We start from the raw sequence: 24,152 nt of genomic DNA, 5'->3' as shown, positions 1-24,152 counted from the left end.
TCTCCTCCTCGGGACGTCCACCGCCCGGCCTCGTCGCCGCGCGGGATGCCATCGATGGTGCCGCTCGTGGCAACGTGCGGCAATCGGTTGCCACTTGTTGCCAGAACCGCCTACGGTGCTGTCATGTCGACGACGGCCAAGGTCACGATCCGCGACGTCGCGCGTGCCACGGGGGTGGCGCCGTCGACCGTGTCGCGCGCCCTCTCCCTGCCGGACCGGGTGAACCGGGCGACCCAGGAGCGCATCCAGCAGGCCGCGAAGGACCTCGGCTACGTGCCGAACTCCCAGGCCAGGGCGCTCACCTCCGGCCGTACCCGGGCGGTCGCCGTGCTCGTCTCGGACATCACGAACCCCTTCTACTTCGACGTGATCCGTGGCACGCAGCACCAGCTCGCCGGCGCCGGCTGGACGCAGCTGCTCGTCGACACCGAGGAGTCCGCGGACGCCGAGCTGCGCGCGCTGACCGCCCTCGCCACCAAGGCGGACGGTGCGGTGCTCACAGCGTCTCGACTCTCCGACGTGCAGATCGCGAAGATCGCCGAACGGACCCCGCTCGTCGTCGTGAACCGCCGGCCGTCCGGCGTGCCGTCGGTGCTGATCGACACCCCCGGCGGCGTGGAGCAGGCCCTCGAGCACCTGGTCTCGCTCGGGCACCACGACGTGCTCTACGTCTCGGGGCCCGACACGTCGTGGTCGAACCAGCGACGGTGGCGCGCCCTCGTCGGGGCCGGTCGGCGTCTCGGGGTCCGCGTCGCGCGCGTCGGTCCGTACGCACCGTTCGTGGACTCGGGTGCCGCCGCCGCGGACGCTGCCGTGAATGCCGGTGCGACAGCGTGCATCTGCTTCAACGACCTCATCGCGATCGGCATGCTCACGCGGCTCCGCGAGCGGCATGTCCGGGTGCCGGAGGACATGAGCATCGTCGGGTGCGATGACATCTTCGGCGCGGACTTCTGCAACCCGCCGCTCACCACGATGACCTCGCCGATCGAACGGGCCGGCCGGGTCGCTGTGTCGATGCTCCTCGCCCGGCTCGACGCCGCACCGCACGACGGGCTCCACGGTGAGCAGCTGCGCGACACGGTCGTCCTGCCGACCCACCTCACGGTGCGCGGTTCCACCGGCCCCGCGCCGGCCGTCCACACCGTGTGACCGGAGCAGCACCGGCCACCCACCACGTCCGACCAACCCGCCCCCGACCGAACGGAGTCGCCGATGTCGTCATCGACGGAGCCCGCACGCCCGCTCGCACCGCACCCCGACCGCCTGTTCCCGGTCGACCCGGGAGCCCGGGCGGTCGCACGGACGATCCACGAGCACGTCCGGGACGCACCCATCATCTCCCCGCACGGGCACGTGCCCGCCGAGATGCTCCTCGACGACGCGCCGTTCGCCGACCCCGCGTCGCTCCTCATCACGCCGGACCACTACGTCCTCCGCCTGCTGCACGCGAACGGGGTCGCACTCGAGTCGCTCGGTCGCATGCCGATCGACGGATCCGGCACCGTGCCTCCAGGCCGCGCCACCGACGGCCGCGCCACAGACGGACGCGGCGCCTGGCGGGAGCTCGCGACGCACTGGGACGACTTCCTCGGGACGCCCGTCCGGTTCTGGTTCGAGACCGAGCTGCACGACGTCTTCGGCCTGACGACCGCCCCGTCCGCCGCGGACGCCGACGAGCAGTATTACCTGCTCGACGCGGCACTCCGGCAGCCGTCGATGCGGCCGCGCGCGCTGTTCGACCGGTTCGGCATCGAGGTGCTCGCCACGACGGACGATCCCGCGTCGGACCTCACCGCGCACGCCGCGCTCGCGGCGGACCCGACGTTCCGCGGACGCGTGGTCCCGACGTTCCGCGCCGACGCGGTCTTCGACCCGTCGTCACCGGCCTGGAGGCACGCGGTCGCGTCCGTCGGTGAGGCCGCCGGCATCGACACCGGAACGCACCGAGGCCTCCTGGACGCGCTGCGGGCCCGGCGGCAGTTCTTCATCGCGCGGGGTGCCACGGCGACCGACACCGGCGTGATCGACGCCGGCTCGGCACCGCTGTCCGAGGCCGATCGTGAGCGGATCCACGCCGCGGCACTGCGGGACCCGTCCGCGGTGTCGGCTGCGGACGCCGTCGCCTACCGCCACGACATGCTGTACCGCTGGGCGGAGATGTCCTGCGACGACGGCCTCGTCATGCAGCTGCACGCCGGTGTCATCCGGAACCACCACCGGCCGACGCTCGCGCGGTTCGGCCCGGACTCCGGACACGACCTGCCGGCGGTCGGGTCGTTCACCGAGCCGCTCCGCCCGCTGCTCGAGGCGTTCGGGACGGTTGCGGGCTTCCACATCGTCCTGTTCACCGTCGACGAGACGGTGTTCTCCCGCGAGGTCGCGCCGCTCGCGGGCTTCTACCCCGCCGTGTACGCGGGAGCACCGTGGTGGTTCATCGACACCCCGGCGGCGATCCGGCGGTACCGCGAGGCCGTCACCGACTCCGCGGGGTTCGTCAAGACGAGCGGGTTCATCGACGACACCCGCGCGTTCTGTTCGATCCCGGCCCGGCACGACATGGCGCGTCGGGTCGATGCGGCGTACCTGGCGGACCTCGTCGTGACCCACCAGATCAGCGAGGAGGACGCTGTCCGGACAGCCGAGCGGATCGTCTCCGACATCCCACGGGCCACGTTCAAGCTCTGACGGGGTGAGGGGGTCAGGGGGTCCAGCCGGGCTGCACGAGGCCCGTCTCGTACGCGAACACCACGAGCTGCGCGCGGTCCCGGGCCGAGAGCTTGATCATCGCTCGACTGACGTGGGTCTTCGTCGTCGCCGGGGAGATGAAGAGCCGCTCCGAGATCGCCGTGTTCGAGAGTCCGGCGGCGACGTACCGCATCACCTCGCGCTCCCGGTCGGTCAGCGCGTCGAGCTCCGGTGCGAGGACGCTCGGCTTCGAGTGCGCCGCGAAGGCCTCGACGAGGGAGCGGGTCGCACCGGGTGAGAGGAGAGACTCCCCCGCGACGACGGCCCGCACCGCCCGGATCAGCTCGGCCGGCTCGGTGTCCTTCACCAGGAACCCGCTCGCGCCGCCGCGGATGGCCTCGAACACGTATTCGTCCTCCTCGAACGTGGTCAGGACGACCACGCGCACGTCGGCGAGCCCGGGGTCGGCCGAGATCTGCTGCGTGGCCGTGAGTCCGTCCATGCCCGGCATCCGGATGTCCATGAGGACGACGTCCGGCAGCTCGGCCCTGACGACGGCGACCCCGGACTCCCCGTCGGCAGCCTCGCCCACGACCGTCATGTCGAGCTCGGCGCTGAGGAGCGCCCGGAGCCCGGCGCGGATGAGCATCTGGTCGTCGACGAGCACCACGCGGATGCTCGCGGGGTCGGCCCCCGCCGGTTCGTCGGTGTCGTCGGTCATGGTGCCCTGCCTCCGGTCCGCGTCGCGTCCTCGCGCGGGAGCCGTGCCCGCACCTGCCATCCGCCGGCGGCGAGCGGACCGGCCGCGAACGAGCCACCGACGGCGGTCGCGCGCTCGCGCATGCCGATCAGTCCGTTGCCGGTCGCGCCGATCCCGACCGGTCCACCCCCGCGAGGGTCGGATCCCGCGCCCGCCGCGCCCGCCGCGTCTGCAGTCTCGTCGCGGGATCGAGGGTGATCCGTGACGGTGATGTCCACGGTGTCCTCGCCGACGTCGACCAGCACGCTGGCATCGCTGCCCCGCGCGTGCTTCATGACGTTCGTCAGCGACTCCTGCACGATCCGGAAGCCGTTCCGGTCGACGACCCCGGTCAGGTCCGTCACGGGCCCGCGGACCTCGAGCGCGACGTGGAGGCCTGCCGCCCTCGCCCGTTCGACGAGCTCGGGGACGCGATCGAGCCCCGGCGTCGGGGTGCGCCCCGGAGGCTGCTCGGCGTCGACGCTCCGGAGGACCCCGAGGATCGTCCGGAGCTCGACGAGTGCCTCGCGGCTGGAATCGCGGATGTTCGTGAGCGAGGTCCTGGTCTGGTCCGGCAGATCGGTTCCGAGGTGCAGCGCGACCCCGGCCTGCAGGTTGATGAGCGACATGTTGTGCGCCACGGAGTCGTGGAGTTCCCGCGCGATGCGGACGCGTTCCTCGCCGGCGCGACGGACCTCGGCGTCCGCACGGGCTCGACGGGCCTCGGCGGCGCGCTCGATCCGGATGCGCGCGAGTTCGGCGACCGCGATGGTCGCCGTCGCCCACGCGAGCGCCAGGGTCATCGCGGCCCACGGGAGCGCACTCGTCCGACCGGTCACCAGGTCCGTCCACGGCAGCACGAGGAACGCGACCGCCGCCGCGACGAGGGCCTCCCGACGACGGCCGCGGAACACCGCGTTCACGAGCGCCATGGTCAGCGCGGCGACGAACGGGCCGCGGGGGCTGACCACGAACCCGAAGCCGACGGTGGTGGCGAGGGTGATGCCGAGCACCACCACGGGGGCACGGAAGCGGAACGGGAGCACGACGACGCCGAGGACCAGGAGCACGACGGCGAGCGGGGTGAGCACCAGCGGGTCGGCCGCGAAGGGGCCACCGGTCAGGCCGCCGACGCCGCTGCCGCCGTCCGGGCCGCCGACGCTCCGCCACCTGGGCGCCCCGGCTCCGTGTGACGCCACGATCGTGCCGAGGACCTGCACGACGGCGACGGGGACCACACGACCGACGCGGGCGAAGCGGCGGGGGCGGGTCGTGCCTCCAGTCCGATCGGTCGAGGCGGACCGGCGGCCGCTCGCGACGACGGACCGCCGGCCCCTCGCGACGACGGACCGCCAGCGGGCGGTGTGCGCGCGCTCGTCCGTGACCATGTGCCGAGCCTAGGGACTCGTGCCGCGCGTGCCCATCCACCGGCGGTGGACTTCGGGACTACTCCCGCTGGCGTACGTCATCGCGCCCGCGCACCGGTTCTCGTCCGTTCGACGTACGCGGGAGTGCGGCCTCGCGGACGACGCGCCACGGGACGGATCCGGCGACGCTGGACGAGTCGCAACGGCGACACCGCGACACCACCGTCGTGGACGACACACCAACTCGGAGGTCACCATGTTCACCGCACTCGCAGCATCACCCGTCGTCACGTCCGCGCTCGTCGGCGGGCCGTTCTCGGCCGACGCGCAGCACTGGCACGCCGGGCCCGGCGTCGGCCCGTTCCCGTTCGTGTTCCCGCTGTTCTTCCTCGTCGTGGTCGTCGTGCTGTTCCTGGTCTTCGGGGTGTTCCGCCGCGGGAACTGGCGGGCACGGTCGGACGCGCGGGCCGTCCTCGCCGACCGGTTCGCCCGCGGGGACATCGACGCGGACGAGTACCGCGCATCGTTGTCGGAGCTGGGGCGGAAGTAGCGCCGCGGTCAGGGGCGCGGCGGTCAGGGGCGCGGCGCGGAAGGAGCGCCGCGGTCAGGGGCGCGGCGCGGAAGGAGCGCCGCCGTCAGGGGCGCGGCGCGAGCGCGAGCGCGGTGTCGATCTCCGCGACGGTGTCCTGGACGTCGTGATCGATCGGGATCGTCGCTCCGGCCTCGTCGTCCTGCAGCGGCTCGAGCGCAGCGAACTGCGAGTCGAGCAGCGAGAGCGGCATGTACTCGTGGTGGCGGTGCCGCTGACGGTCCGCGATGAGTTCGCGGTCACCGGACAGGAACGCGATGAAGAGCCCCGCATCGACGCTCCGGAGGCGATCGCGGTAGACGCGCTTCAGCGCCGAGTTCGCCATGACGCACCGCCGGCCGCTCGCCTGCACCTCGCCGATCCGCGCCGCGCAGATGTCCAGCCACGGCCAGCGGTCCTCGTCGGTGAGCGGGATGCCGGCGGCCATCTTGTCCTTGTTCGCCTGCGGGTGAAGTGAGTCGGCGTCGATGAACACCGCATCGTCGCCGAAGTGCGCTGCGAGGGCGGCACCGACGGTGGACTTGCCCGAGCCGGACACGCCCATCACGAGCACGGGTGACCCCGCGGCCTCGCTCACAGGGCGCCCTTGGCGGTGTCGCCGAGCGGTCGCGGACGGAGCACCTTGACCTCGAGGGGTCCGTCGAGGAGGTCCTTCGCCGCGGTCGAGAACTCGGTGAAGGCCGGGTTCGCGCCGTGCGCCTCGAGGGCCTGCTGGTCCCGCCACTGCTCGAGCATCACGAGGATGCCCTCACCGGCCTCGTGCAGGGCGTACCGGAGGTTGCCCTCGTCCTGCTGCCCGACGGGGACGTACTGCTCGACGAGCGCCGAGAGTGCTTCGGCGGAACCCTGCTTGGGACGGAGTGTCGCGACGACGACGATCAATTCGGTCATGTCCTCCACAGTACGAACGTCAGGGCCGCCCGTCCCCAGGTTGAGCAGTGCCTGTACGCCGAGGCGCCGGTCCCCATAGGCTCGGAATCGACCGTTCCAGCATGTCAGGACATAAGGAGCCACAGGTGGCTGAACAGCAGGCGAACATCGGGGTCATCGGCCTCGCCGTGATGGGATCGAACCTCGCACGGAACCTCGCGTCGCGCGAGGGCAACACCGTCGCGGTCTACAACCGCACGTACGCGCGCACCGAGGAGCTCATGGCCGAGCACGGTGACGCCGGATTCATCGCATCCGAGTCGATCGACGACTTCGTCGCCTCGCTGTCGAAGCCGCGGACCGCGATCATCATGGTGCAGGCCGGCAAGGGCACCGACGCCGTGATCGGACAGCTCGCCGAGCGCTTCGAGCCCGGCGACATCATCGTCGACGGCGGCAACGCGAACTTCCACGACACCATCCGTCGCGAGGCGGAGCTCAAGGACAAGCAGCTGAACTTCGTCGGGACCGGCATCTCCGGTGGCGAGGTCGGAGCGCTCGAGGGCCCGTCGATCATGCCCGGTGGGTCCGACGAGGCGTGGGAGACGCTCGGCCCGATCCTCAAGTCCATCGCCGCCGTCGCCGAGGGCGAGCCGTGTGTCACCCACGTGGGCACGGACGGTGCTGGGCACTTCGTCAAGATGGTGCACAACGGCATCGAGTACGCCGACATGCAGCTCATCGCCGAGTCGTACGACCTGCTCCGCCGCGTCGGCGGGCACTCCACCGACGAGCTCGTCAAGGTGTTCGAGCAGTGGAACGACGGCGACCTCGAGTCGTACCTCATCGAGATCACCGGCGAGGTCCTCAAGCAGCAGGACCCCTCGAGCGGCGGCGCCCTCGTGGACGTCATCGTCGACCAGGCCGGGTCGAAGGGCACCGGTGTCTGGACCGTGCAGAACGCGGTCGGCCTCGGCATCCCGGTCTCGGGCATCGGCGAGGCCGTGTTCGCGCGGGCGGTGTCGAGCAAGCCCGAGCAGCGCGAGGCCGTGCGGAAGGCGTTCCCGGACCGTCCGGACGTCCCCACCGCACCGGAGGGCTTCGAGGACGACGTCCGTGCTGCGCTCTACGCCTCGAAGGTCGTCGCGTACGCGCAGGGGTTCGACCTCATCATCGCGGGCGCCAAGGAGTACGACTGGGACATCAACCTCGGTGACATGGCCAAGATCTGGCGCGGGGGCTGCATCATCCGGGCCCAGTTCCTGAACCGCATCGTCGAGGCGTACGACAAGAACCCGAAGCTCGAGTCACTGCTGGTCGACCCGTACTTCGCGGACGCGGTCAAGGAGGGTGAGGCCGCGTGGCGCCGCATCGTCGGGCTCGCCGCAGCGTCGGGCATCCCGGCTCCCGGGTTCTCGTCCGCGCTCGCGTACTTCGACTCGCTGTCGTCCGAGCGGCTTCCCGCAGCACTCATCCAGGGTCTCCGTGACTTCTTCGGCGCGCACACCTACCAGCGCACCGACAAGGACGGCACGTTCCACACGCTGTGGTCCGACGACGACCGTCGCGAGGTCGAACAGGAGCCGTCCACGCACTGAGCGCGCGCGTCGGCACGGCGCGCCTCGGCGCAGCGCGGCGCGGCGGCACGTTGAGAAGTGCCCATCTGTCGGGTGCGGGTCATCCGCCCGACAGATGGGCACTTGTCATCGGCCTGGAGGGACGGTGCGGGCCCGGCACGCCGGCCGTCCGCCCGACTCGGGTCAGTGCGTGATGCGTTCCGCCGCGAGGTCGTGCACGAGCTGCTCGATGCGCTGTCCATGACCCAGCGTCCGGCTCGCCCCGAGTGCTCGGCGGACGAGGAACGAGGCCACTGCGCCGTCGTCGTCCGGCCTGATGTAGTGCAGGGCGACGACGGCGGCGTCCGGGGTGGGGCCGTCCTCGAGGGCGACGTGCACGATGCGGTCCCAGCCGATGACGAGCACCCGCACCGCGCGCAGCCCGTCGAGCTGCCAGAGCGACGCCTCCGTGGCGCCGAAACCCCACAGCAGTTCGTCGGCGAGAGCGATCTCCGGGTGCTCGGCCGTCACGGCGTCACGGAGTTCCGGCGTGGGCTTCGCCGGCACGAGACGCACGGTGGGGTCGAACCGACGGACCGCCGCACCGAGGGCGTCGTCGACCCGACGACGCCGGAGCACCCAGGAGTGCAGGAGCCCGGAGACGACCACCACGACACCGACCACGATCGACGCGATCTGCACGGACCCGAGGACCGACAGGTTCGCATCCGGGTCCCAGGACGCGAGTCCGACCCGCACGATCAGGAGCGTCGCCCACACGCCGAGGATCGCCCAGCGGAAGACCGAGAGCCGGTCGGCCGCACGCCGTTCTCGCCCGAGTTCGGGCGCGGGTCCGGGGTCTGGTCGCACAGGACGATCCTCGCACGCTCAGCCTGGCGATCAGGCCCCGGACGTACGATCGCCCGGTGACCACACACGCTCCGGAACAGCCCCTCGACGAGGACGCTCCCGTCGTCGGCGGACCCCCGATGCCCGGACACCCCTCGTCGCGCGGCTCCGAGCGGGGTGACGGGCATCGATGGACTTGGTTCGCCGCCCTGTCCGGGGTCGTCGCGGGTGCCGCGTTCCTCGCGGGCGCCGAGGTCGTCGCGCTGCTGCTCGGCGGCGCCGGGAGCCCGCTCGTCGCGGTGGGATCCGCCGCGATCGACCTCGCCCCCCGCTGGGTGAAGGACCTCATGGTCTCGCTCTTCAGCACGGGCGACAAGGCCGCGCTGTTCGTGCTGATGGGCGTCCTGCTGGCCGTCATCACCGCCGGCGCCGGTGTGCTCGAGGCCCGCCGTCCGCCGTTCGGCGCCGTGGTGTTCGGCATCGGCGGTGTGCTCGCCCTCGTCGCGGTGACCACGAGGTCCGGCAGCGGGTCCCTCGACGGCGCGCCGAGCGTGATCGGTGTGGCCGTCGCAGTCGTCGTGCTGCGCCGGATGTCGTCGCGGCTCCGCGGGTGGATGGCTGCCGAGCAGCGCGGCCGGGTGCCGAGCGCGACGGAGCCGGGCCGTTCCTCCAGTGCGGCCGTGGAACGACGAGCGTTCCTCGCCTGGGCGGTCGCCGCAGGTGCCGCGTCCCTCGTCGTCGGCGTGAGCGCCCGCGTCGTCGACTCCGCACGCACCGCGGCCGCGGCCGCACGTCGTGCCGTCCACCTGCCGAAGGCCGCCGTCCAGGAGACCCCGGTGCCGTCCGGAGCCTCGCTCGACGTCACGGGGATCAGCCCCTACGTGACCCCGAACGCCGACTTCTACCGGATCGACACGGCGCTCAGCGTGCCGTCGATCGACCCCACGACCTGGAAGCTCCGCATCCACGGGATGGTCGACAACGAGATCGAGATCGGCTACGACGAACTGCTGGCGATGCCGCTCGAGGAGCACATGGCCACGATGAGCTGCGTGTCGAACGAGGTCGGCGGAGACCTCATCGGGAACGCGCTCTGGCTCGGGTACCCGATCCGCAAGCTGCTCGCGAAGGCCGCTCCGCACGCCGACGCGGACATGGTGCTCTCGCGGAGCGTCGACGGGTTCACCGCCGGGACCCCGCTCGACGTGCTCCAGGACGACGGCACCGACGCCATCCTCGCCGTCGGCATGAACGGCGAGCCGCTCCCCGACGTCCACGGGTTCCCCGTGCGGATGGTCGTCCCCGGGTTGTTCGGTTACGTCTCCGCGACGAAGTGGGTGACCGAGATGACCGTGACACGGTTCGCGGACGCCGAGGGCTACTGGACCCCGCGCGGCTGGAGCGCCAGGGGTCCGGTCAAGCTCGAGTCCCGGATCGACACCCCCGCCTCCGGGACCACCGTGGACGTCGGTGACCGCGTCGCGATCGCCGGTGTCGCTTGGCAGCCGCACACGGGCGTCAAGGCCGTGCAGGTGCGCATCGACGAGGGCGACTGGACCGATGCGGAGCTGGCCGACTCGGTGTCGGCGGACACCTGGCGGCAGTGGGTGCACCGCTGGACCGCCACGAAGGGCACGCACACCGTCAGTGTCCGGGCCGTGAGCGCCGACGGCACCGTGCAGACGAGCGTCGAGCGGCCCCCGGCGCCGAACGGGGCGACGGGCTGGCACTCGGTGACGGTCACCGCGCGCTGACGTCGTCCGCAGTTGGCGCGCTGACGCTGTCCGTGTCCGGACGACGGGCCGTCGGTTGATCGGGATCTGGGCGGTCCTGTCGGGCGTTGGTCCTGCGGGGAAGCGGCTCAGCTGGTCGCGTGGCTCAGTCCGTCGCAGTGCGTTCGAGGACCTGCTCGCCGCGACGGCGCACGTGGTACTCCTCGATCGAGGTCACTGCGCGCGCGGGGTTCCCCGCGACCACGACGCCGTCCGGCACGTCCTTCGTCACGACCGACCCCGCTCCGACGACGCTGCCTCGACCGATCGTCACCCCTGGTAGCACGATCGCCCCCATGCCGACGAACGCGTTGCGGCGGAGCACGATACGGGACCGCATGTGCAGGGATTCGTCCTCGGCGAGCGCACTGAGCTCGCGCGCGACGTTCGTCATGCTGAAGTCGTGCGTGAGCAGCCTGACGTCGTTGCTGACGACGACGCCGTCCTCGATCGTCAAGAGGCAGTCCGGCCCCGGGTCGTAGTACGCGCGGCTGCTCAGCCACAGGGCTTCACCGACTTCCGCACCGCGCCGTCGCAGGACACCGGCGACGAAGCGGCGGTAGGCGGCAGGGCCAGCCCGACGGACGAGCGGGGCAACGGCGAGAGGGAGGCTGAGGGGGAGCATCGGGTCCTGATCGGTCGCGGGGATGACGGTCAGTTACAATACTACATGTAATACATTCATGGCTGGCCCGGTCTCGCGGCGGGCCGCTCAGTGCGGACTCGACGACTCCCGCACGACGAGTGTCGGTTCGAGGAGCGTCGTCACGTGCCGGTGCGCGTCGCCCTCGCGGAGCTCCGCGAGGAGTCGCTGCACGGCGGTGTCACCCATCAGGCGCTTCGGCTGCCCGACCGTCGTCAGGGGCAGTGCACCCTCGGTCGAGAATGCGAGGTCGCCGTACCCGACGACGACGGCGTCGGTCGGGGTCGCGACACCGGATGCCGCGAGCCCTCGGATGACCCCGATCGCGAGCTGGTCGTTCGTGCAGAACACGCGTCGGGGAGCGCCCTCGGTCGCGAGCCGGTGCCCGATCGCGACACCGGACTCGATCGTCATCGAGTCGGTCTCGTACTCCACCAGCCGTGCTGGGTCGAGCCCTCGGTCGGAGAGCGCGTCCCGCGTGCCGTTCCGCCGGTCCTCGCACTGGCGGATCGTGCGCAGACCGTTCACGAGCGTGAGGCCCTGCCCCGGTGCGTCGAGCAGGTGCCCCGCGGCGAGCGCTCCCCCGAGCCGGTCGTCGATCGCCACCGAGCAGCTCTCCGCCGGGTCGGCCACGCGGTCCACGAGCACCAGGCGCGACCCGACCTTGCGGAGCGTCGAGAGGCGCGACGAGTCTGCGGTCAAGGGCACCACGAGGGCACCGGCCGCCCGCTGCTGGGCGAGCGTGTCGAGCTGGCGGAGCTCCTTGGCCGGGTCGTCGTGGCTGACGCAGAGCGCGAGCGAGTAGCCGTCACGGTCCGCGGCGTCGGAGACCGCGTCGACGATGCTCGCGTAGAACGGGTTCACCACGTCCGGGATGACGAGGCCGAAGAGCCGGCTGAACCCGGTCCGGAGCGCCGCTGCCGCGCGGTTCGGGACGAAGTCGAGTTCCCGGATCGCCGCCTCGACCTTGCCGCGGGTGCGGGCCGTCACCATCTCCGGGCGGTTGATGGTGTTCGACACGGTGGCCGTCGAGACCCCGGCGAGCTGCGCGACGGCTGCGAGTCCGAGGTCCTGGATACCCGCCATTCGGCAAGTCAAGCACGCTTCGACGTTCCGCGTTGCCGCACTGCACGCGGTGCCGAGCGGGGTCTTGACAGCGCCGTCCGTGAGGTGCATCCTCACTTTTAATCGATTAAAAAATCGGTCGCAGATACCCCTCGTCGACGATGACGTCGCGTTCACGCGCGCTCCTTCGACGACGTCGACAAAGGAGTCACCATGCTACGAACGAAGACGCGGATCGCGATCGCGGCCGCCACGGCCGTGCTGTCGGCCGCCGCGCTCACGGGCTGCTCGTCGGGTGGGCAGAGCGCCTCGTCGGACAAGGACACGCTGACGCTCGCCGTCTCCGGCCGTCCGCCGTCGCTCGACCCGGCGCTGCAGTCGAGCGCCGGCGACCTCATCTGGCGATGGCACGCCGTGTACGACACGCTCCTCAAGTGTGACCAGAACGGCGACGTACACCCCTCGGCCGCGTCCAAGTTCTCGATGAGCGACGACGCCAAGGTCCTCACGATGACGATCCGGTCCGGCATGAAGTTCTCCGACGGCTCCCCCGTCGACGCCGCGGCCGTCAAGGCGACGCTCGAGCACATGCAGACGGGCGGTGGCAGCGACGCGGGCCGGATCAAGGACATGAAGATCACCGCACCGGACGACAAGACGGTCGTCCTCACCGCGCCGCAGTCCACCGGCCAGTTGCCGACCTTCATGTGCTTCGCGCCCGGCATCGTCGCGAGTCCGACGCAGCTCGACAGCAAGAACGTCGGGTCCGACGTCGTCAGCTCCGGGCCCTACACGCTCGTCGCATCGAAGACGACCAGCGGCTCGGTCTACACGTACACCAAGCGCAAGGACTACTGGGACGCGAAGGACTACCCGTACCAGAACCTCGTCATCAAGGTCATGCCGGACGTCAACGCCCGCCTGAACGCACTCCGGTCGAACCAGATCCAGGGCGCGGCGATCGACCAGTCCACCGCGTCGGAGGCGTCGTCGGCCGGGCTCAAGGTCCTCTCGCACCTGTCCGCCTGGAACGGCCTCGCGATCGCGGACCGCGCCGGCACGACCGTCCCCGCCCTCGGCGACGTCCGCGTGCGGCGTGCGATCAACATGGTGTTCGACCGGAAGGCGATCGCCAAGGGCCTGTTCGACGGCGAGGCGACACCCACCACGCAGATCTTCACGCCGAACGAGACCGCGTACCAGAAGCAGCTCGACGACGAGTATCCCTACGACGTGGCGAAGGCCAAGTCGCTCATGAAGGAGGCCGGGTACGCGGACGGCTTCACGGTGCAGATCCCGAACCAGGCGAGTGACGACGGCAGCGGGAACAAGCTGATCCCGATGGTGGTCCAGCAGTTGAAGCTGCTGAACATCACCGTCGACCAGGTCACGATCTCCGGCCCGACCGCGCAGGACAAGGTGCTCCGCGGCGACTTCCCGATGTTCCCGATCCAGCTCGGCACCGCGGACTCGCTGTTCGACACGGTGCAGTCCCTGCAGCCGGACTCGATCTGGAACGTGCGACAGACCAGCGACGACACGCTCCAGCCGATGCTCGACAAGGCGCAGTCGCTGCAGGGCAGCGCGGCGGACGCGAACTTCAGAGCGATCAACGCGATCGTGGTCGATCAGGCGTGGTACGCGCCGTGGGTGGACGTGAACAGCTACTTCGCCCTGACGAGCTCGGACATCGCCCCGAAGCAGACGGACCAGTTCCACCTGATCCCGAACCTGTGGGACTTCCGATGACGGTGCGACGCCCGAAGCCGGTGCGGGACCCGATGACGGTGCGGCACCCGGATCCGCGGCGGAGTGCGGCACGGCACGGTGACCGAGCGTGTTGAGGCTCATCGCACGCCGGCTGGTGTCGGCCGTGTTCCTCACGTTCATCGTGACGGCGGGCACCTACATGCTCGTGTTCGGCAACGGCCCCGGCATCGCCCGGGCGATCCTCGGCAAGGAGGCCACGCAGGCGACGGTCCGCGCCAAGGTGGTCGAGCTGGGCCTCGACCAGCCGGTCGTCACCCAGTACCTGCACTGGCTCGGTGACCTGTTCACCGGCTCGCTCGGCCGGAGCTACTTCACACAGGAGTCGATCACGTCGATGCTGGCGACCAGGGTTCCCGTGACGGCGAGCCTCGCCGTCATCATCCTGCTGCTCACGGCCGTGATCAGCATCCTCGTCGGGGTCGCTGCGGCGGTCTACGGGGGATGGATCGACCGGGTGCTGCAGTTCGTCAGCGTGCTCGGCTCGGCCGTCCCCGGCTTCATCGTCGCGATCCTGCTCGTCCTGACGCTCGCGATCGGGCTCCGGCTCCTGCCCGCGACGGGCTACGTGTCCCCGACGACGAGCGTCACGGGGTGGCTCGGTGCGCTGACCCTCCCCGTGCTGGCCGTGCTGGTCGGTTCAGTCGGCGGCGCTGCCCAGCAGTTCCGCGGCGCGGTGGCCGACGTCCTCGCGCAGGACTTCGTCCGCACGCTCCGCTCCCGTGGCATCAGCGAACGCCGCATCGTGTTCGCGCACGTCCTGCGGAGCGCTGCGGGCCCGGGCCTGACGATCCTCGGGCTCCAGACGATCGGCCTGCTCGGAGGCGTCGTGCTCATCGAGCGGATCTTCGCGCTGCCGGGCGTCGGCGACCTGACGGTCTCCACGGCACTCCAGGGGGACGTCCCGGCGGTGATGGGCTGCGTGCTCTTCACGATCGTCGTGGTCGTCGTGGTGAACCTGCTCGCGGACATCGCAGCGGCGTGGCTCAACCCGAAGGCGAGACAGGCATGACCCCGAAGGTGAGACAGGCATGAGCGTCGAACAGATCACCGCCGGCACGATCGAGGACGCCGGCGCACGAGGCCCCGGTGGCCCGAGCGGTCCCACGGACGCCGCCGCGACCAGCGCGCGCTCCGCCAGGCGGTCGACCGTGAGCCGGCTGCTGCGCAACCCGACGGCGATGATCTGCATCGCGTTCCTGGCGGTGCTCGTCGCGCTCGCGTTCCTCGCGCCGCTCCTCGCGCCGTTCGACCAGAACCTCACGCGGATCGAGTTCACGAACGCGAAGCCGTTCGACGGGCCGTTCGTGCTCGGCGGCGACTCGTCGGGACGGGACATCCTGTCGCGTCTGCTCTGGGCGTCGCGCGGCACGCTGCTCGCCTGCGTGGTCGTGCTCGTCGTGTCGGTCGCGGTCGGGGTCACCGCCGGGCTGTTCGCCGGCTTCTTCGGCGGATGGACCGATCGGGTCTCGAGCTGGATCTCCGATGTGGTGCTCGCACTCCCCGGGACGGTGCTCCTCATCGCGCTCTACACGGTGATCGGGCCGTCGATCCTCATCGCGATGGCGGTCTTCGGTCTGCTCATCGCACCGTCGTACTTCCGACTCGTCCGGGCTGTCGTGACGCAGGTGCGGCGGGAGCTGTACATCGACGCCGCACGGGTCTCGGGCCTGTCCGACCTGCGGATCATCGCGCGCCACGTGCTCATCGCGGTGCGCGCTCCGGTGATCATCCAGAGTTCCTTCGTGCTGGCTGCGGGGATCGGGATCCAGGCGGGGCTCGAGTTCCTCGGGCTCGGCAACCCCCGCCAGGCGTCGTGGGGCGGGATCCTGCAGACGTCCTTCGCGTCGATCTACCAGAACCCGGGCGCCGTCGTCGCACCGACCCTGCTCATCAGCATCACGACGCTCGTCCTCGTGCTGCTCGGCAACGCGCTGCGGGACGTGCTCCAGGTCGTCACGACGCCGTCGGTGCTGAACCGGCGGGAGCGGGCGGCCCTCCGCGACCGCCTGTCACCGCCCGCCACCCGAACGACGGACGCCCGAACGACCGACGCCCGAACTGCGAACGCCCGGCCGACCGACGCCCGGGCCGCAGACGCCCGCGACGCGGACACCCTCCTCCGCATCGAGGACCTGCACGTGGCCTACCCCAACCCCGACGGCGTCAGCGAGGTGGTCCGCGGCATCGACCTCGAGGTCCGTCGTGGCGTCATCCACGGCCTCGTCGGGGAGTCCGGGTCCGGCAAGTCCCAGACGGTCTTCTCGGTGCTCGACATCCTGCCCAAGGAAGCCGTCGTCGCCGGGTCGATCACCTTCGACGGCCGCGAACTCCTCGGCGACCGGGCAGCGCTCCACGCGGTCCGCGGACGACGGATCGCCTACGTGCCGCAGGAGCCGATGAGCAACCTCGACCCGACGCTCACCGTCGGACAACAGCTCGTCGTCGGCCTCCGCGCGGTGAAGCAGGTCAGTCGGCGACAGGCGCGGACGGAGCTGCTCGCGCTCCTCGCCCGCGTCGGCATCAAGGACCCGGAGTCGGTGTTCCGGATGTACCCGCACGAGATCTCCGGCGGGATGGCGCAGCGCGTGCTCATCACGGGCGCGATCGCCGGTGACCCCGACGTGATCCTCGCGGACGAGCCGACGACGGCGCTGGACGTCACGATCCAGGCCGACGTGCTCGACCTGCTCCGGGAGATCCGCGACGAACGCGGGCTCGGCATGGTGCTCGTCACGCACAACCTCGGCGTCGTCGCGGACCTCTGCGACACCGTGAGCGTCATGCAGGCCGGGCGGATCGTCGAGACCGGCGACGTCCGAGCGGTGTTCGCGGCACCCCAGCACCCGTACACGCGCGAGCTGCTCGCCGCGACGACCGACCCGGAGGCATGATGCCCGACACCAGCGACGCAGCCAACACCAGCACCGAGCCCCTCCTCCGCGTGCGGGACCTCGAGGTGGCCTACCCGGCCCGGGGCTTCCGGAAGACCGCGCAGATCATCCGCGGCGTCTCGTTCGACGTCGGCCGCGGCGAGACCCTCGGCCTCGTCGGCGAGTCCGGCTCCGGCAAGACGACGATCGGTCGCGCGATCCTCGGCCTCGCCCCTGTCACGGGCGGCTCGATCGCGTTCCACGGCACCCGGATCGACGACCTCTCCCGGTCTCGGCGACGCCGTCTCGCGCAGGGCATCCAGGTCGTGTTCCAGGACCCGTACTCCTCGCTCAACCCGTCGCTGACGATCGAGGACATCCTCACCGAGCCCCTCCGGGTCCGGCACGCACCGGCGGGACGCGACACCGTCGCCAGGCTCCTCGACGCGGTCGGGTTGCCGAGCGACGCCGGGAGCCGCCTGGCGCGCGAGTTCTCCGGCGGTCAGCGGCAGCGCATCGCGATCGCCCGGGCACTGGCCCTCGAGCCGGAGCTCATCATCTGCGACGAGCCGACCAGCGCTCTCGACATGACGACGCAGTCGCGTGTCCTCGACCTCCTCACCGAGATCCAGCAGCGCACCGGTGTCGCCTACGTGTTCATCAGCCACGACCTCGGCGTCGTGCGCCGGATGAGCGACCGGACGGCAGTGCTCCTGAACGGCGAGATCGTCGAGCTCGACGACGCCGACACCGTCGCACTGCATCCGGAGCACCCGTACACGCAGCGGCTGCAGATGGCGACCCCGGTCCCGGACCCGGTCGCGCAGGAGCAGCGGCGCGCCGACCGGCACCGGCTGCTCGAGGCGCAGCGGACGCTCCTCGAGCACACCGGCGCAGCGGGCGATCCGTGGACGGTCGAACCGGCCACGACGTCGGCGCGCTGACCGCGGTTCCCCGGCCGCCGTCCCACGGACTGGAGGCGCGGTGCACGCCCGCCCCGATCCTCCCGTCCGATCCCGCTCAGGTCCACCGACCGCAGCCCACCAGACCAGCACCAGCACCAGCACCAGCACCAGCACCAGCAGACGGTCCGCCGCAGGCGGACCAGAGAAGAGTGACCCCCGTGATCGATCCAACGCTCGTCGAGCGATTCGAGAACCCACCGACCGAGTACGGTCCGACCCCGCTCTGGTGGTGGAGCGGCGGCACCGTCACCGAGGAGGGCATCGCCTGGCAGCTCCAGCGCTTCGCCGACGGCGGCATCCTGAACCTCGTCCTGATGAACCTCGCGCCGAAGGGTCCCACCTACGGTGCACAGCCGGACGAGCCGGTGTGGTTCGGCGAGCGCTGGTGGGACCTGTTCCGGTTCACGTGCGAGCGTGCCGCGGACCTCGGCATCCGGCTCTGGTTCTACGACCAGATCGGCTTCTCCGGCGCGAACATCCAGGGGCTCATCACCGCGCGGCACCCCGAGGCCGCGGGACGGTCCCTCCGGTCGCGCGTCGGTGTCGTCGCGGCCGACGGCACCGTGCCGACCGAACCGCGCGAGCACGTCATCGGTGTCTACGACGAGGTCGCCACGGACGCCGGATGGCATCGGTACGACGTCGTCGACACCCGCGTCGACGCGGGTGCGGCAGGCCGACGCGTGCGAGTCGTGGTGTGGCGCGAGACCTCGTTCGACTACCTCGACCAGGACGCGGTTGCGCTGCTCGTCGACTTCGTGCACGGCGAGTACGAGCGGCGGGTCCCCGAGCACGTGGGCACGACGATCGTCGGCAGCTTCCAGGACGAGCTCCCCGCGATGCCGACGTGGTCCGCAGGGTTCGCCGACCGGTTCGCCGCGGAGACGGGGCACCACCTGCTCGCGGTCCTCCCCGCGCTCTGGGACCACGACGACCCGGCGAGCGCTGCCGTGCGCGCGGACTACCACCGTGTCCGGACGCTCCTCGCCGAGGAGGCGTTCTTCCGTCCGCTCGGCGAGTGGCACCGGTCGCGCGGGATGCTCATCGGTGCGGACCAGATGAACCCGGCACGTGCCGGCGTCCCGACCCAGAGCTCGCAGCTCTACGGCGACTACTTCACGACGCACCGGTGGTTCGACGCGGTCGGGAGCGACCACGAGGGCGACGCCAGGGTGCACTCGTCGATGGCCGACCTGTACGACCACCCGCGCGTCTGGATCGAGTCGTTCCACTCGAGCGGCTGGGGCGGGACGCTCGAGGAGACCTGGGACTGGCTGATCCCGTTCTTCCGGAGCGGCGCGAACCTCTACAACCCGCACGCGAGCTACTACGGACTCCAGGCGGGCTGGTTCGAGTGGGCGCCGCCGTCGACGGACTTCCGGCAGCCCTACTACGCCGTGTACGCCGACTTCGCGACCGCCGTGGCCCGTGTCTCGGCGCTCCTGACGTGGGGTCGGCACGCGGTCGACGTGGGGCTGCTCTACCCCTCGACGTCGATCCAGCGCGAGCTGCCGCCGGACCTGCCGATCGACCACTTCCTGGACGGTGACGTCGGCCCCGAGTACCCGGGCGTCGACGTGTCACAGCGCACCTACATGGCACTCGCCGGCAAGAACGACTGGTTCCGCGCGGCGCCGGGGCTCCTCGACCAGGCGGGGATCGACTTCGACATCGTGGACGACGACTCGCTCGTGCGGTCGACGGCGGCCTACGGTGCGCTCGACGTGAACGGCTTCCGGTTCGGCACGATGATCCTGCCGGAGGTCTCCACGCTGACCGAGGACGTCACCGCGCGACTCGTGGCGCTGCTCGACGCCGGTGGACGGGTCGTCGCGGTCGGGGCCACACCGCTCGACGACCCCAGGGTCGAGCGCGTGGCCACGGCAGCGGACGCGGTCGACGCGATCTCCTCGGTCCTCCGGTTCGCCCGGGCGTCGCACGGTGTCCGGGCACAGCGGCTCGGTGACCACGGGATGGCGCTCGTGCCGGGTGCGTTCCCGAACGCGACGGCGTTCCCGCTCCGGACCGGGGTCGGCTCGGGCGGCTGGGAGGACATCGACTTCGACGCCGACCGGTACGCGGCCGGTGACGAACTCCTCGTGGCCGGACGCGTCGTGGAGGCGGAGCTGTGGAACCCGGCGACGGGTGTCCGCATGCCGGCGGGGTTCGCGGCGGCGACGGACGGCTCGTCGAGCACCATCGAGATCGACTCCGCGGGGGCGCCGCTCGTCGTGGCGGTGTGGCGGACGGGCTCGGGCACCGCCGTGGCCCCGGCCCCGGTGTCGGACGCGGCCCCGGCACCGGACGCGGCCCCGGCGTCGGCCTCCGTCGTGGACGCCGCGTGGACCCAGGAGCTCGTCCCGACGCTCGACAACCGGTGGGGCGACTTCGCCCTGCCGGCCAGCACGGACGCGATCCCGTTCGAGATCTGGACGGTCGACCTCGTGCAGGGGACCGAACGGACGCCGGTGCGCGTCACCGTCGGGCAGGAACTCCTGGTCAGTCAGCCGTTCCCGGCGGGCGGTTCGCCTGACGAGTCGTCGTGGACGGTGCAGCGCTGGTCGGCGACGACCGGGCGCGACTCCGCGACGAGCACACCCCAGGACCCGAAGGGCTTCGTGGCCGAGGACTTCGTCGTCGCTCCGACCCCGGCCCACGGGTCGGAGACCGCGGTCCGTGCCGTCGTCCGCGTCGGGGCACCCGGCGAGCTCGACCTCACCATCTCGTCCGCCTCCCCGGTCCGCGCGTGGTTCGACGGCGTGGAGCTCGACCTCCCCGGCAGCGGCCACGACCGGACCGCCCGCGTGACGTTCGCGGCGCGGACGGGTCTGCTCGAGTACCACCTCGGCACGCCGGGTGTCCAGGCGGGACACGATGCCCCGGCGCACCTCCTGTCGTCGTTCACGTTCGACCAGCCCGGTACGCGTGTGCCACGGCCCGAGTTCATGGGCGCCGGGGACGCCGGGCTCGACGACGGGACCGCCCTGTTCCGCCGTCCGTTCCACCTCGACCAGGCGGCGTCCGACGTCCTGGTCGTCACGGGGTCGCCGTCCGCCCTGACGGTGTTCCTCGACGGCGAACCGGTCGCCCGCCAGGAGAAGGTCGAGTACTACGAGTCGGGGCTCGGCGACAACCCGATGTACTTCTCGCACGAGCTCGGGCCGCTCGACGCCGGCGACCACGAGGTGCAGGTGCGGACCGAGAGCGTCCTCGCAGACACCCCGCTGTTCGTCGACCTCGTCGCCCGGACACCGGACGGCACGGCGACCGCGGTGCCGAGTGGGCCCGGGTGGGCGGTCGGTCCCCTGGACGCCGATCCCGTCCTCCTGCCGGCACGGACCGGCTCGACCGTGCACGCCCGAGCAGCCCGGCGCCCGCACCCCCTCGCCGCTGCGCACTGGCTGAGCGGACCACCCGAGGTCGGGGTGCCGAGTGTGGCGTTCGAGACCGCGGCGACCGGCGAGGAGCGCACCGAGCGCTTCGAGTTCCTGCTCCCGGCGGGCACGACGAGCGTCGAGCTGCCGGTGGACCCCGCGCACGTGGAGCTCGGCGGCGACACCCTGCCCCCCGAGCGGACCGTCGTCCTCCGGGCACCGACGACCGAGCCGACCACGATGGCGGTCACCCTGGCTGCACGGGCGTTCTCGACGGGCGGCGCCGCGTGGCCCGCCCCGATCGTCGTGCGGACGGCTCCGACTCCGGCCCGGTTCCAGGACTGGGCGGACCAGGGACTCGTCGCGTGGAGCGGCGGGGTCCGGTACGCCACGACCGTCGAGGTCGGCGCCGGGGAACGGCTCCGGCTCGACCTCGGTCGGGTGCGCGGTGCCGTCGCGGTCGAACTCGACGGCGAGCGCGTCGACAGCGCGTTCTGTGCGCCGTTCGCGTTCGACCTCGCAGCGGGCCCGGGCACGCACGAGGTCGCCGTGACGGTGTACGGGACGCTCGGTCCCCGGTACGCCGCCGCCACCCAGTCGACCTTCTTCACGCCCGCGCAGCTCCGACACGGCATCCACGGCCCGGTCGAGCTGCAGCGCGTCCCGAGCAACACGCCAGCCACGCCCGCCTCGGACGGAGTCCAGCGATGACCACCCACCAGGCAGCCCCGGTCGGCGAGCTCCTCCCGCTGCACCGTCGCCGGCGCACGCGGATCGGGCTGGTGTCCGGCGGGCTCGGCGCGTACTGGCCGCAGTTCCCGGACCTCCTCCCCCAGCTCGAGGCGTCCGCGGCGCACGTCGTCGGGCGGTTCGAGTCGATGGACGCGGACGTCGTCGACGCCGGCTTCGTCTCCGACGCGAGCGATGCCGCCAGGGCAGCGGAGCGTCTCCGTGCGGTCGACTGCGACCTCATCGTGCTCTTCGTCGCGACGTACCTGACGTCCTCGATGGTGCTGCCGATCGCGCAGCGCACCGGTACCCCGGTGCTCGTGGTCGACCTGCAGCCCACCGCGCGCATGGACCACGCGGCGTTCGGCACCGGGGAGTGGCTGGCGTACTGCGGGCAGTGTCCGATCCCGGAGATCGGCAACGTGTTCCGACGCGCCGGTGTCCCGTTCCGGTCGGTGTCCGGGTGGCTCCGGCAGGAGTCGGCGTGGGACCGCATCGGCCGATGGGTCCGTGCCGCGGACGTCCGTGCGCGGCTCCGGACCGCGCGACACGGACTGATGGGACACCTCTACCCGGGGATGCTCGACGTCTCGACCGACCTGACGCTCCTCCCGACGACGTTCGGCTCGCACGTCGAGGTCCTCGAGTTCGACGATCTCCGGCACCGCGTCGAGCGTGTCACCGACCGGGAGACCGCGGAGCGCGTCGCCCTCGCGCGCGAGGTGTTCACCGTCGACGGGTCCGTGCAGGCCGACGACCTCGCGTGGAGTGCCCGGGTCTCGGTCGGTCTCGACCGCCTCGTCGCGGACGCCGACCTCGACAGCCTCGCCTACTACCACCGCGGACTCGACGGCGAGCAGCACGAACGGCTCGGCGCGGGGATGATCCTCGGTGCGTCGTTGCTCACGGCGCGGGGCATCCCGACGACCGGCGAGTACGAGCTCCGGACGACCGTCGCGCAGCTCGTCACCCAGGTGTCCGGTGCGGGTGGGTCGTTCTGCGAGCTCCAGGCGCTCGACTTCGAGGACGGCGTCGTCGAGATGGGGCACGACGGACCGGCGAACCTCGCGGTGTCCGCGCGCGACCCGCTGCTCCGCGGACTCGGGGTCTACCACGGCAAGGCGGGCTGGGGGGTGTCGGTCGAGTTCGACGTGCAGCACGGGCCGGTGACCCTGCTCGGTCTCGGGCAGGACCGCGACGGCAGCCTGGCGTTCATCGCGTCCGAGGGCGAGGTCGTCGACGGCCCGCTCCTGCAGATCGGGAACACGACGTCGCGCGTCGACTTCGGCCGCGATCCCGGCGAGTGGGTGGACGAATGGAGCACGACCGGCGTCGGCCACCACTGGTCGCTGTCGCTCGGGCACCGCGCGGCCGACTACCGTGCGGCGGCCGAGCTCGTGGGGGTGGCGTTCCGGCAGTGCTGACCCGACCGGTCCGGCGGGTGGTCAGGCAGGGACGGACGGGAGGCCCGTGCGCACCGCGACCACACAGGTCGCGTCCGCCTCGTCGTCGGTCGCGATCCGCGCCTCCAGTCCGGCTGCGGTGAAGACCGCGACCGACGCGTCGGACTGCGCCGCGCTCACCTCGATCACCACGGCGCCGCCGGGGCGCAGCCACTCGGACGCCGAACCGGCGATCCGCCGGTGCAGGTCGAGGCCGTCGGTGCCGCCGTCGAGCGCGACGCGGTGCTCGTACGCCCGCGCCTCCGGGGGCAGGAGGGCGATCGCCTCCGTGGGCACGTAGGGCGCGTTCACGGCGATGACGTCCACGCGGCCACGGAGACGGTCGGGCAGCGGCTCGAAGAGGTCGCCGAGGACGACACTCGCGTGGTCACCGAGGTTCTCGCGGGCGACCTCGACGGCGTCGGGATCGATGTCCGCTGCCACCAGGTCGAGTGCTCCGACGCGCTGGAGCAGTGCCGCCCCGATCGCACCGACACCGCAGCAGAGATCGACCACCGCGTCGCCGGGCACCAGGAGGGACGCGGCCGTCGCGACGAGGAACGCGGTGCGCTGCCGTGGGACGAACACCCCGTCCGCGACCCGGAGTCGGAGGCCTGCGAAGTCGACGAACCCAAGGACGTACTCCAGCGGCTCCCCCGCGACGCGACGCGTGACGAAGGTCCGCAGTCGCGCGGGGTCACCGTCGGCGACGGACAGGATGAGCGCGGCCTCGTCCTCGGCGAACACGCTCCCGGCAGCTCGGAGCCGGGCGGTGAGGGCGGTGTGCGCGGGCGAACCGGCCTGCTGGGGAACACCGGTCATGCAGGCCGGCTCACGTCAGCGAGATGGGACCGTCGGCTGCGC

The 24,152-nt window shown here is 71.7% G+C and carries 19 protein-coding genes; 11 read left to right on the top strand and 8 right to left on the bottom strand.

Features of this window, described 5'->3' with window-relative positions:
- The first annotated feature begins 123 nt into the window (after positions 1 to 123).
- Together ASF23_RS09115 and uxaC are read left to right on the top strand one after the other, a co-directional pair.
- The gene (locus ASF23_RS09115; protein WP_055952110.1) at positions 124 to 1,152 is read left to right on the top strand and encodes a LacI family DNA-binding transcriptional regulator; all 1,029 of its coding nucleotides are present in this window, start codon (positions 124 to 126) and stop codon (positions 1,150 to 1,152) included.
- A 63-nt stretch (positions 1,153 to 1,215) separates the two neighbouring features.
- Complete coding sequence (gene uxaC / locus ASF23_RS09110; protein ID WP_055952107.1) at positions 1,216 to 2,688, top strand: glucuronate isomerase; 1,473 nt, start codon at positions 1,216 to 1,218, stop codon at positions 2,686 to 2,688.
- A gap of 13 nt (positions 2,689 to 2,701) precedes the next feature.
- On the opposite strand, the gene ASF23_RS09105 is transcribed toward uxaC, so the two are convergent.
- Positions 2,702 to 3,409: a response regulator gene (locus ASF23_RS09105; RefSeq protein ID WP_055953123.1), complete on the bottom strand. Its 708-nt coding sequence runs from the start codon at positions 3,407 to 3,409 to the stop codon at positions 2,702 to 2,704.
- Positions 3,406 to 4,815: a sensor histidine kinase gene (locus ASF23_RS09100; RefSeq protein WP_055952104.1), complete on the bottom strand. Its 1,410-nt coding sequence runs from the start codon at positions 4,813 to 4,815 to the stop codon at positions 3,406 to 3,408. The genes ASF23_RS09105 and ASF23_RS09100 overlap by 4 nt, the downstream gene beginning before the upstream one ends.
- 235 nt (positions 4,816 to 5,050) lie before the next feature.
- Between ASF23_RS09100 and ASF23_RS18675 the strand changes: the two genes are divergently transcribed.
- Complete coding sequence (locus ASF23_RS18675; protein ID WP_055952101.1) at positions 5,051 to 5,344, top strand: hypothetical protein; 294 nt, start codon at positions 5,051 to 5,053, stop codon at positions 5,342 to 5,344.
- An 85-nt stretch (positions 5,345 to 5,429) separates the two neighbouring features.
- On the opposite strand, the gene ASF23_RS09090 is transcribed toward ASF23_RS18675, so the two are convergent.
- Together ASF23_RS09090 and ASF23_RS09085 are read right to left on the bottom strand one after the other, a co-directional pair.
- Positions 5,430 to 5,960 carry a gluconokinase gene (locus ASF23_RS09090; RefSeq protein ID WP_235510843.1) on the bottom strand — a complete coding sequence of 177 codons (531 nt, stop codon included), beginning with the start codon at positions 5,958 to 5,960 and terminating at the stop codon, positions 5,430 to 5,432.
- Positions 5,957 to 6,274 (bottom strand): putative quinol monooxygenase, encoded by a 318-nt coding sequence (locus ASF23_RS09085; protein ID WP_055953117.1) that lies wholly within the window; start codon positions 6,272 to 6,274, stop codon positions 5,957 to 5,959. The genes ASF23_RS09090 and ASF23_RS09085 overlap by 4 nt, the downstream gene beginning before the upstream one ends.
- A gap of 101 nt (positions 6,275 to 6,375) precedes the next feature.
- Between ASF23_RS09085 and gndA the strand changes: the two genes are divergently transcribed.
- The gene (gndA, locus tag ASF23_RS09080) at positions 6,376 to 7,851 is read left to right on the top strand and encodes an NADP-dependent phosphogluconate dehydrogenase (protein WP_055952098.1); all 1,476 of its coding nucleotides are present in this window, start codon (positions 6,376 to 6,378) and stop codon (positions 7,849 to 7,851) included.
- A gap of 162 nt (positions 7,852 to 8,013) precedes the next feature.
- On the opposite strand, the gene ASF23_RS09075 is transcribed toward gndA, so the two are convergent.
- Positions 8,014 to 8,679: a hypothetical protein gene (locus tag ASF23_RS09075; RefSeq protein WP_055952095.1), complete on the bottom strand. Its 666-nt coding sequence runs from the start codon at positions 8,677 to 8,679 to the stop codon at positions 8,014 to 8,016.
- A gap of 56 nt (positions 8,680 to 8,735) precedes the next feature.
- On the opposite strand from ASF23_RS09075, the gene ASF23_RS09070 reads away from it, so the two are divergent.
- On the top strand, positions 8,736 to 10,412 hold the full coding sequence (locus ASF23_RS09070) for a molybdopterin-dependent oxidoreductase (protein WP_442855019.1): 1,677 nt from the start codon (positions 8,736 to 8,738) through the stop codon (positions 10,410 to 10,412).
- A 124-nt stretch (positions 10,413 to 10,536) separates the two neighbouring features.
- Here the strand turns inward: ASF23_RS09070 and ASF23_RS09065 are convergent, their stop codons facing one another.
- Positions 10,537 to 11,055, bottom strand: coding sequence for an acyltransferase (locus tag ASF23_RS09065; protein WP_055952092.1), 519 nt, complete (start codon positions 11,053 to 11,055; stop codon positions 10,537 to 10,539).
- 87 nt (positions 11,056 to 11,142) lie between these two features.
- Complete coding sequence (locus ASF23_RS09060; protein ID WP_055952088.1) at positions 11,143 to 12,159, bottom strand: LacI family DNA-binding transcriptional regulator; 1,017 nt, start codon at positions 12,157 to 12,159, stop codon at positions 11,143 to 11,145.
- Positions 12,160 to 12,351: 192 nt separating this feature from the next.
- Between ASF23_RS09060 and ASF23_RS09055 the strand changes: the two genes are divergently transcribed.
- The 6 genes from ASF23_RS09055 to ASF23_RS09030 all read left to right on the top strand — a co-directional run bounded on the left by ASF23_RS09055 (position 12,352) and on the right by ASF23_RS09030 (position 23,270).
- Positions 12,352 to 13,887, top strand: a complete 1,536-nt coding sequence (locus ASF23_RS09055; RefSeq protein WP_055952085.1) for an ABC transporter substrate-binding protein — start codon at positions 12,352 to 12,354, stop codon at positions 13,885 to 13,887.
- 88 nt (positions 13,888 to 13,975) lie between these two features.
- Positions 13,976 to 14,917 (top strand): ABC transporter permease, encoded by a 942-nt coding sequence (locus ASF23_RS09050; protein WP_055952082.1) that lies wholly within the window; start codon positions 13,976 to 13,978, stop codon positions 14,915 to 14,917.
- A gap of 19 nt (positions 14,918 to 14,936) precedes the next feature.
- The gene (locus ASF23_RS09045) at positions 14,937 to 16,799 is read left to right on the top strand and encodes a dipeptide/oligopeptide/nickel ABC transporter permease/ATP-binding protein (protein ID WP_082473976.1); all 1,863 of its coding nucleotides are present in this window, start codon (positions 14,937 to 14,939) and stop codon (positions 16,797 to 16,799) included.
- The gene (locus ASF23_RS09040; protein ID WP_055953108.1) at positions 16,799 to 17,722 is read left to right on the top strand and encodes an ATP-binding cassette domain-containing protein; all 924 of its coding nucleotides are present in this window, start codon (positions 16,799 to 16,801) and stop codon (positions 17,720 to 17,722) included. The genes ASF23_RS09045 and ASF23_RS09040 overlap by 1 nt, the downstream gene beginning before the upstream one ends.
- Before the next feature lie 179 nt (positions 17,723 to 17,901).
- Positions 17,902 to 21,828, top strand: coding sequence for a hypothetical protein (locus ASF23_RS09035; protein ID WP_156364413.1), 3,927 nt, complete (start codon positions 17,902 to 17,904; stop codon positions 21,826 to 21,828).
- Positions 21,825 to 23,270, top strand: a complete 1,446-nt coding sequence (locus ASF23_RS09030) for an L-fucose/L-arabinose isomerase family protein (RefSeq protein WP_055952076.1) — start codon at positions 21,825 to 21,827, stop codon at positions 23,268 to 23,270. The genes ASF23_RS09035 and ASF23_RS09030 overlap by 4 nt, the downstream gene beginning before the upstream one ends.
- 21 nt (positions 23,271 to 23,291) lie before the next feature.
- Here the strand turns inward: ASF23_RS09030 and ASF23_RS09025 are convergent, their stop codons facing one another.
- Positions 23,292 to 24,110 (bottom strand): putative protein N(5)-glutamine methyltransferase, encoded by an 819-nt coding sequence (locus ASF23_RS09025; protein WP_055952074.1) that lies wholly within the window; start codon positions 24,108 to 24,110, stop codon positions 23,292 to 23,294.
- Between the last annotated feature and the right edge of the window lie 42 nt (positions 24,111 to 24,152).

It is taken from the genome of Curtobacterium sp. Leaf261 (assembly GCF_001422205.1).
Lineage (GTDB): Bacteria > Actinomycetota > Actinomycetes > Actinomycetales > Microbacteriaceae > Curtobacterium.
Note: the sequence above shows the minus strand (reverse complement) of the source record. Positions and strands in the feature narration are given on the sequence as shown.